Source organism: Nonomuraea marmarensis, assembly GCF_043197025.1.
Lineage (GTDB): Bacteria > Actinomycetota > Actinomycetes > Streptosporangiales > Streptosporangiaceae > Nonomuraea > Nonomuraea marmarensis.
Window position 1 is genome coordinate 515,200 of sequence record NZ_JBICRM010000002.1, and the last position, 9,488, is coordinate 524,687.

A 9,488-nucleotide genomic window follows, 5' to 3' on the forward strand; every position below is an offset into this window, starting at 1 on the left:
GGAGGTTAGCGTGAGCGAGACTCCCGCCCCTGTGTCGCTCGACGACAAGTACACGGCACTCGACGGCCGGGTGCTCATCTCGGGCATCCAGGCCCTGGTCCGGCTGACGCTGGAACAGCGCCGCCTGGACGAGGAGCGCGGGCTGGACACGAGGGTGTTCGTCTCCGGTTACCAGGGTTCGCCGCTGGCGGGCGTGGACCTGGAGATGGGACGGGCGGCGCGGTTCCTGGACGAGGCGGGCGTGGTGTTCCAGCCGGGCCTGAACGAGGAGCTCGCCGCCACCTCCGTGGCCGGGACCCAGCTGCTCGGCCAGGTGCCCGGCAGGCGGCACGACGGTGTGACCGGCTTCTGGTACGGCAAGAACCCCGGCCTCGACCGGGCCGCCGACGCCATCAGGCACGCCAACGTGGCCGGGGCGGCCGCGCTCGGCGGCGCCGTGGCCTGGATCGGCGACGACCCCGGCTGCAAGTCGTCCACGTTGCCCAGTTCGTGCGAGCCGATGTGCCAGAGCCTGTCCATGCCGCTGCTGGCGCCGGGCTCGGTCGCGGAGATCATCGAGTTCGGGCTGCACGCGGTCGCCCTGTCCCGCGCCACCGGCCTCTGGGCGGGCCTGAAGATCGTCGCGGACATCGCCGACGCGTCGGCCACCGTGGACCTCGGCCCGCTGCGCGAGAGCATCCCGATCCCCCAGAAAACCGAGAGCGCTCCCTCGCCCATCCTGCTCGGCCCGGCCGCGCTGGACGCCGAGCACGACATGCTCACCCGCCGGCTCGACCTGGCCCGCGAGTACGCCCGCACGCACGGCCTGAACCGGATCATGTTCGGAGCGGACAACACCACTCTGGGCATCCTCGCCTCCGGCACCGCGTACGCGGTGGTCCTGCGGGCGCTGGCGGACCTCGGCCTGGACGAGGCGGCGCTGGACGGCCTCGGGTTGCGGCTGATCAGGCTGGCCATGCCGTTCCCGCTCGCGTACGACGAGCTGGCCGCCATGACCGCTGACCTGGACAAGGTGCTGGTGGTCGAGGACAAGGTGCCGTTCCTGGAGGGGCAGGTCAAGCAGGCGCTGTACGGCGGGGAGCGCACGCCCGCGGTCGTGGGCCGGGAGTTGCTGACCGCCCGCGGCACCCTGGGCGCCGAGGACGTGGCCAAGGCCATCGCCGCCTGCCTGGGCAAGGAGCTGGCCCCGCGCAAGACGGTCAAGCCGCGGCGCATGTTGCCGCTGGTGGCCGCGCGTACCCCGTACTTCTGCTCGGGCTGCCCGCACAACACCTCCACCCGCACCTCCGACGACACGCTGGTCGGCGTCGGGATCGGCTGCCACGCCATGATCGCGCTGGACGGGCACGGGCGTGGCACCCAGGTCGGCATCACCCAGATGGGCGGCGAGGGGGCGCAGTGGATCGGGCTGGCGCCGTTCACCGGGGATCGGCATTTCGTGCAGAACCTCGGCGACGGCACTTACCACCACTCCGGCTCCCTGGCGATCAGGGCCGCGGTCGCCGCCGGGGTGTCCATGACGTACAAGCTGCTCTACAACGACGCCGTGGCAATGACCGGCGGGCAGCGTGCGGAGGGCCGGCTCGACGTGCCCGCGCTGACGCACGAGCTGGCCGTCGAGGGGGTGGGCCGGGTGGTGGTCACCACGCCGGAGCCGGAGACGTACCGGGGGGTGCGGCTGGCCTCGATCGCGTCCGTACGGCACCGCGACGACCTGCCCGCGGTCGAGCGGGAGCTGGCCGCGCTCGGCGGCGTGACCGTGCTGATCCACGACGACCGGTGCGCGGCCGAGGAGCGGCGGCTGCGCAAACGCGGCAAGCTGCCCACACCCCTCCAGAAGGTCGTGGTGAACGAGCGCGTCTGCGAGGGTTGCGGCGACTGCGGCGACGTCTCGACGTGCCTGTCCGTGCAGCCCGTCGAGACCGAGTACGGCCGCAAGACCCGCATCCACCAGGCTTCGTGCAACTCCGATCTGAGCTGCCTCAAGGGCGACTGCCCGTCGTTCCTGCTGGTCGAGCCGGGCACCAGGACCGCCCGCGAGGCCCCGCCGCTGCCCGTGGACGCGCCGGAGCCCGTCGGTAGGCCGGCCGAGGCGCTGATCAGGATGCCCGGCATCGGCGGCACCGGCGTCGTCACCGTCTCGCAGATCCTGCAGATGGCGGCCCACCTCGACGGGCTGTACGCGGCCGGGCTGGAGCAGACCGGGCTGGCGCAGAAGGGCGGCCCCGTGGTGAGCGACGTGCGGATCTCGCCGCGGCCGGTCGACGGCTCGGTACGCGCCTCGCCGGGCAGCGCCGACGTGCTCATCGGGTTCGACCTGCTCGGAGCGGCGGGCGACGCCAACCTGGCCGTGGCCGCGCCCGAGCGTACGATCGCCGTGCTGAACACCTCCATCGTGCCCACCGCCGCCATGGTCACCGGACGGGTGCCCGTCCCGGGGCACGCTGCCGCGGTCGCCCGGGTGGAGTCCGCCGCCAGGAGCGTGGCCTGCCTGGACGCCCACGAGCTGGCCGAGGCCCTGTTCGGCGACCACATGCCGGCCAACCTGCTGCTGCTCGGCGCCGCCTACCAGCACGGCTGCCTGCCGGTCAGCGCCGCGTCCGTCGAGCGGGCCATCACGCTCAACCGGGCCGCCGTCGAGCAGAATCTGGCCGCCTTCCGCTGGGGCCGCGCCGCCGTGGCGGACCCGGAGTCGGTACGCAAGGCCGTAGGCGTCGCGGAGGAACCCGTCGCGGGCCTGGAGGAGGTCGTGGCCACCCGCGTGGCGGACCTGACCGGCTACCAGAACGCCGCCTACGCCCGTACCTATGCCGAGGACGTGCGCCAGGTGACGGCCGTCGCGGCCGAGCGCGCGGGCGAGGAGGCAGGCGCCAGGATCGCCCTCGCCTACGCCCGCGGCCTGCACAAGCTGATGGCCTACAAGGACGAGTACGAGGTCGCCCGCCTGCACCTCGACCCGGTGGAGAAGGAGCGCAGGGAGCGCGAGTTCGGCGCGGACGCGGTCGTGTCGGTGCTGCTGCACCCGCCGCTGCTGCGCGCGATGGGCCTGAAGCGCAAGATCAGGCTGCGCCGCTCGGCCGGAGTCGTGTTCCGCGGGCTGCGGGCCGCCAAGGTGCTGCGCGGGACGGCGTTCGACGTGTTCGGCCACGCTCGCGTACGGCGGGTCGAACGCGAGCTCGTCACCGAGTACCGTGACCTGATGCGCGCCGCCCTGACCCGGCTCACCCCCGGCACCGCCGACGCCGTCGAGGAGATCGCGGGCCTGCCGGAGCTGATCCGCGGGTACGAGGACATCAAGCTCGCCCGGGTCGCCGAGTTCCGCGAACGCGCCAGGACCGCCCTGACGGGGCTGGGCGAGCCGGCCCTGAGGTAGGAGTGAGCATGACAGTCGACCGCCTGCTGCCCGACCAGGACGCCAGGGACCTCATCGAGCTGACCCGCGAGATCGCCGACAAGGAGCTGGCGCGCCGGGTCGACGAGCATGAGCGCGCCGAGACGTACCCGGACGGGTTGTTCGCCACGCTGGGGGCCGCGGGGCTGCTCGGGCTGCCGTACCCGGAGGAGTCCGGGGGCGGCGGGCAACCCTACGAGGTCTATCTGCAGGTGATCGAGGAGCTGGCGATGCGCTGGGCGGCCGTCGCGGTGGCGACCAGCGTGCACACGCTCGCCTGCTTCCCCGTGGCCGCCTATGGCACGCCGGAGCAGCGGGATCGGTGGTTGCCCGACATGCTGGCCGGGCGGCTGATCGGCGGCTACAGCCTGTCGGAGCCGCAGGCGGGGTCCGACGCCGGGGCTCTCACGTGCAAGGCCGAGCGGGTCGAGAACGGTTACCGGATCACCGGCAACAAGGCGTGGATCACCCATGGCGGCATCGCCGACTTCTACGCTCTGTTCGCCCGCACGGGTGAGGGCTCGCGGGGCATCTCCTGCTTCCTGGCGCCGGGGGCCGCCGACGGGCTCACGTTCGGGCGGCCGGAGGAGAAGATGGGGCTGCACGCCGTACCGACGACGAGCGCGCACTGGGACGGCGCGATCCTGGAGGCCGACCGGCTGCTCGGCGAGGAGGGGCAGGGGCTGCAGATCGCGTTCCGGGCGCTCGACTCCGGCCGGCTCGGCATCGCCGCCTGCGCCACCGGCCTCGCGCAGGCCGCGCTCGACGAGGCGGTGGCGTACGCCAAGCAGCGGCAGACGTTCGGCAAGCGGATCATCGACCATCAGGGGCTCGGGTTCCTGCTGGCGGACATGGCCGCGGGGGTGGACAGCGCGCGGGCGACGTACCTCGACGCGGCCCGCCGCAGGGACGCGGGGCTGCCTTACAGCCGGCAGGCGAGCGTCGCCAAGCTGGTGGCGACGGATGCCGCGATGAAGGTGACCACGGACGCGGTGCAGGTGTTCGGCGGGTACGGGTACACGCGCGAGTTCCGCGTCGAGCGCTACATGCGCGAGGCCAAGATCATGCAGATTTTTGAAGGCACCAACCAGATCCAGCGCCTGGTCATCTCGCGTCACCTCGCCGGCCAGTAGGTTCGCGAAGCTGAATCCGGGCTTGACCATCTGTGTCAGATACGGTGACAAGGGGAACGAGATCCCCCATGACATCCCCCGTATCCGAGGCAGGTCAGGTCTCTCTCAAGCGGGCGATCGGCCCCAAGCTCCTCATCCTGTTCATCGTCGGCGACATTCTGGGCACCGGCGTCTACGCGCTCACCGGCTCCGTGGCGGGCCAGGTGGGCGGCGCCCTGTGGCTGCCGTTCCTGATCGGCTTCGTCATCGCGCTGCTGACCGCGATGTCCTACGTCGAACTGGTCACGAAGTATCCCCAGGCGGCCGGCGCGGCGCTCTACACCCAGCGGGCCTTCAAGAAGCCCTTCTTCACCTTCATGGTCGCGTTCACCGTGATGTGCTCCGGCCTCACCTCGGCCAGTGCGGCGGCCCGCGCGATCGGCGGCGACTACCTGGAGGCGTTCGTCTCGGTGCCGGGCGTGGTGGTCGGCATCATCTTCATCGTCGCCGTCGCGGCGCTGAACTACCGAGGCGTCTCGGAGTCGGTGAAGACCAACATCGTGTTCACGATGATCGAGCTCACCGGCCTGCTGGTGATCATCGCGATCGGCGTCTACGCCGTGTTCACCGGGGTGGGCGAGCCCTCCAGGCTGACCGAGATCCACACCGAGCAGGCGGGCGGCCTGATGTACGCCCTGCTCGGCAGTACCGCGCTGGCCTTCTTCGCGTTCGTCGGGTTCGAGGACTCGGTGAACATGGCCGAGGAGACGACGGACCCCTCGCGCAACTTCCCGAGGGCGATCTTCCTGGGGGTGGCGATCACCAGCACCATCTACATCCTCGTGGCCATCACCTCCTCGCTCCTGGTCGAGCCCAGCGTCCTGGAGCAGTCGTCCGGCCCGCTGCTCGAAGTGGTGAAGGCGGGCGGGCTCGACTTCCCGCCGCAACTCTTCGCCGCGATCGCCATCTTCGCCGTCTCCAACTCGGCTCTGATCAACATGATGATGGCCTCCCGGCTCGTGTACGGCCTGGCGAACGAGCGGGTCGTGCCACGCGGCCTCGGCTGGGTCGATCCGCGCCGCCGTACTCCGGTGATCGGCATCATCTTCACCACCGCGCTCGCCATCGCGCTGATCTCGACCGGCGAGATAGCGGGCCTCGGTGACACGACCGCGTTCCTGCTGCTGTGCGTCTTCACGGTCGTCAACGTGGCCGTCCTCGTGTTGCGCAAGGACACGGTGGAGCACGCGCACTACCGGACGCCCACCGCGCTGCCGGTGATCGGTGCCGTGCTGGCCTTCGTCCTGGCCAGCCCGCTGACCGGCCGTCCCGCCGAGGTCTACATCCGGGCCGGCGTGCTGCTGGCCATCGGCCTGGGGCTGTGGGTGATCAACTGGCTGGTGGTGCGCCGCCAGAGCGCGGTCACCACTCCGGCCGAGTGACAAGCGGGTGCCGTCTCCCTTGCGGCTGAACCATCGCCCGGGGCAGCTGGACGGCCGTCGCGGTGCTCAGTGGGTCACGGACAAGCCCCAGCAGCACGCCATGCATCAGGGTCACTGAACTTCATGACCGGCCGCTCGAAGCATGAAAAGCGCCCGTCCCTGGAGGGTCCAGGAACGGGCGCTCAGATGTGCTGGGTTATGGCTGTACGGCGGGTAGCCTGCCGAAGCTGACATGGTCGGTCTCCTGGTCGCCGCTGTGGTCGTCCAGGGTGACGACGAGCCAGCCCTTCGCCGGCGTGGTGGCGAGTTTCGCCTGGTCGACGGTGAGTTGGATGGTGGATGAGGCGCCGGGCGCGAGCGGCACGTACGCCCCCGTGGAGATCGCCGGGGCGAAGGCGTCGAACGCCGCCGACTCGGTCTCGTCGGCGAGCCCGTCAGGGATCTGCGAGAAGCCCGCCGCCGAGTAGGTGAAGCGTGAGGTGCCTTCGGCCAGGCCCACCTCGGAGGCGAGCACCGGCATCAGCAGGGTGCCGCCGTTCATCGGAGCGGTGGCGACCCATGCGTCCACCAGGGACCCGTCGGCCTTGTAGACGAACGTGGCGAATCGCCCGTCGAAATCACCCGTGGTGACCAGGCCGTAGTCCGCGCCGACCAGGATGTAGTCGGGTGTTCCGTCGTTGGTGGTGTCGATCGGGATGTCGAACTCGTTGGCCGCGGCGTTGGACCAGCGGCCGGAGGTGTTGACCGCGAAGACCAGCGTACGGTCGGTGTCGGCGCCGCCGAGCACCGAGCCGGGGAGCGTCTGCACCCCGACCGTGCGGATGTCCATCGAGTCCTCGGCGCCCTTGACGTCGTCGGCGTCGGTGATGCCCCAGGCGTAGACGTCCGCGGCGCCGGGGTGGACACCGTCGTTCTGCACGTTGACAGAGGTCACGAGCCCGCCGTCGCCCGCCGTGTACTTGCCCGGCTTGGACGGGCGCACCCGGGACTCGGCGTCGGGAACGAGCAGGAACGCGGCCCGCACCGGATAGACGCCCTCGGCGGCCTTCCGCGGCGTGGCGGTGACCGCGCCCTGGATGTGGACGACCGTACCGAAGTTGGAGGTCTCGGCGGCGGGAAGCGCGGCCACGGCCTGAGCGCTGAGCGACAGCGTGACCTGGACGTCGCGGCTGCTTTCCCGGCCCACGGTCACGGTCGCGGGAGAGACCGAGACCTTCGCGCCGTAGGACTGACCGGTGAAGGCGGCGGCCAGGTCGTAGGTGACCGGGGTCCTGCCGGTGTTGCGGATCGTGAAGGTCTCACTCTGCTTGTAGGCGCCGGTCAGCGACTTCAGGCCGTACGACAGGCTGGTCGTGCCGTCCCTCGTCTCACCGATCACGGAGGCGCCGACCGCCTGCCGCGTGGCTACGACACCGGAGCCGGCGACCCTGGCGGTGTAGCCCTGGATCTTGGAGGTGGCGTCGGCGGTGCTGACGATCGCGGCCTTGATCTGGCCGGGACGCCAGCGTGGGTGCGCCTCCTGCACGAGCGCGGCCACGCCGGCGACCATCGGTGAGGCCATCGAGGTGCCGGAGATCGTCGCGCCGCCGGAGCCGGTGCCCACCCCGGTCGAGACGACGGAGACGCCGGGCGCGGTGACGTCCGGCTTCAGCGAGCTGCTGTTGCTGGCCGGACCGCCGGAGGAGAACGAGGCGAGCTGGGCGTAGCCGGGGTTGGGGACGGTCAGCGCCGCCAGCGCGGTGCTCTTGCCGTCCAGCGACGCGGCCGCTGCGCTGTCGGTGCTCTTGATGCCGAGGAACGGGATGGTGACCGTGTACTCCTCGCCGGTGTCCGGGTCGGAGGTGATCTGTCCTTCCAGAGACGGGTAGGCGGCGTCGGTGTTGATCATCGCGACCGCGGCGGCGCCGGCCTTCTGGCCGAGGATGGCCCGCTTGACCCGAGCGCAGGTGCCACGCAGCGTGATCACGAGCTTGCCGGTCACGCCGCCCGGGTAGGCCGCGTAGTCGGCGGGAACGCAGCCGAGTGATACCGGGCCGGACGGGTAACTCGTGCGGAGCACCGCGATCGGCAGGGTCCCGGAGGGCAGGGCCGCCTCGTTGGAGTTCTGCGCGATGATCTCGGTGCCGTCCGCCGCGATCTTCGCCGCGGGAAGCTGGGCGCGTGCGGCGTCGAGGGCGGCCACCGAGATGGCCGTGGGGGCGATGGCGGGCGCCCCGACCAGGTAGGCGTTCTGTCCCGAGTTGCCGGCCGAGGCGACCACGGTCACGCCCGCACGGGTCAGCGTGCGCACGGCCTGTGACGTGGGCTCATCGGTACGGCCGAACGGTGAGCCGAGCGACATGTTGACGATGTCGGCGCCGTCCTTCAGCGCCCGCTCCATGGCCGAGACGATGACGTCCTCGCTGGCCGAGCCCTCACAGCCGAAGACGCGGTAGGCCATCAGCGAGGCCTTCGGCGCCACGCCCGGTCCGACCTTGAAGGTCTTGGCGTGCGTGGTGGAGTCGTACGGGCCGGTGTAGGTCTTGCCGTCCGCGCTCACCCCGAAGCCGGCCGAGCTGCCCGCCACGTGGGAGCCGTGGCCGTTGCAGTCGAGCGGGTCCGGGTCGGGCTTGGGCACCGAGGTCGGGTCGTTGGCGTCGTAGTCGTCGCCCGCGAAGTCGTAACCACCGACCACCTTGGCGGTCGGGAAGGTGCCCGGCTCGATCACGGCGCCGTCGTTGCCCTCGAAGTCGGCCGGATTGCCCGAGCCGCCGAAGTTGGCGTGCGTGTAGTCGATCCCGGTGTCGATGACCGCCACCTTGACGCCGGTGCCGGTCTTGTGGAGGTCCTGCCAGGTCTGCGGGGCCCCGATATAGGGGACGGCGGCGGTGTTGTCCGGGCGGAACGTACGCACCGGGTGCACGGAGACGACCCCGGAGGTCTGTTCGATCGCCGGCAGGCTGCGGCGCGGGATCGCGGCGGCGATTCCGTTGAAGCTGTCGGTATAGGTGGTGAGGACCTTTCCGCCCTCTGCCTTCACCTTCTCCTCGACGCTCTGCTGTTTCTGGTGGAGCGCCGAACGTAAGGTCGGCCGGTCAACGGTCTTGCCGGTCTCGGCGGCATCGGCCGCGGCGTCGCCCACCGGCGTACCGTCGACCTGGATGAGGACCTTGAGCTGCCGGTCAGGATCAAGCGCGGCTGGTTTGAAACCGGCGTAGCCGAATGCGCCGTCCAGATGCTCGAAGCGATCGGGCCGGGTGGGTTCTGCATTCGCCGTAGATGGGATTACCGTCAGCGGGATCGCAATGCCCGCGGACGCGAGCACTGCAAGCAGACGCCTCTTCACTGATCACCTCGGGTGGTGCTGGGGATAGAGCTGATCAAAGAGTGAACCCGCCACAAACGCATCAGATCGCACTTCAGTAACAAAAGGAACACAAGTCAGCATGAAACGGCCGGCTCCGGTTCTGTCCGTAGTCGCTTCATAGCTTCCGTGGATCGGCTCACGCTAGAGACAGCGGGGGCCGGAGCCACACACAGAAGGGAGCCGACCGTCATGAAGAG

The 9,488-nt window shown here is 70.6% G+C and carries 4 protein-coding genes; 3 read left to right on the forward strand and 1 reads right to left on the reverse strand.

Going from position 1 to position 9,488, the window contains the following annotated elements:
• Positions 1-10: 10 nt before the first annotated feature.
• The 3 genes from ACFLIM_RS05385 to ACFLIM_RS05395 all read left to right on the forward strand — a co-directional run bounded on the left by ACFLIM_RS05385 (position 11) and on the right by ACFLIM_RS05395 (position 5,945).
• Positions 11-3,373, forward strand: coding sequence for an indolepyruvate ferredoxin oxidoreductase family protein (locus ACFLIM_RS05385; RefSeq protein ID WP_393162488.1), 3,363 nt, complete (start codon positions 11-13; stop codon positions 3,371-3,373).
• A gap of 8 nt (positions 3,374-3,381) precedes the next feature.
• Positions 3,382-4,524 (forward strand): acyl-CoA dehydrogenase family protein, encoded by a 1,143-nt coding sequence (locus tag ACFLIM_RS05390; RefSeq protein WP_393162490.1) that lies wholly within the window; start codon positions 3,382-3,384, stop codon positions 4,522-4,524.
• Between the two features lie 68 nt (positions 4,525-4,592).
• Positions 4,593-5,945 (forward strand): APC family permease, encoded by a 1,353-nt coding sequence (locus ACFLIM_RS05395; RefSeq protein ID WP_393162492.1) that lies wholly within the window; start codon positions 4,593-4,595, stop codon positions 5,943-5,945.
• Between the two features lie 196 nt (positions 5,946-6,141).
• Here the strand turns inward: ACFLIM_RS05395 and ACFLIM_RS05400 are convergent, their stop codons facing one another.
• Positions 6,142-9,270, reverse strand: a complete 3,129-nt coding sequence (locus tag ACFLIM_RS05400; RefSeq protein WP_393162494.1) for a S8 family serine peptidase — start codon at positions 9,268-9,270, stop codon at positions 6,142-6,144.
• Positions 9,271-9,488: the final 218 nt, after the last annotated feature.

What these genes read in the sequence shown, in the direction of transcription:
- ACFLIM_RS05390 (WP_393162490.1), top strand. Translation starts at nt 3,382, where the DNA reads ATGACAGTCGACCGCCTGCTGCCCGACCAGGACGCCAGGGACCTCATC.
- ACFLIM_RS05395 (WP_393162492.1), top strand. Translation starts at nt 4,593, where the DNA reads ATGACATCCCCCGTATCCGAGGCAGGTCAGGTCTCTCTCAAGCGGGCG.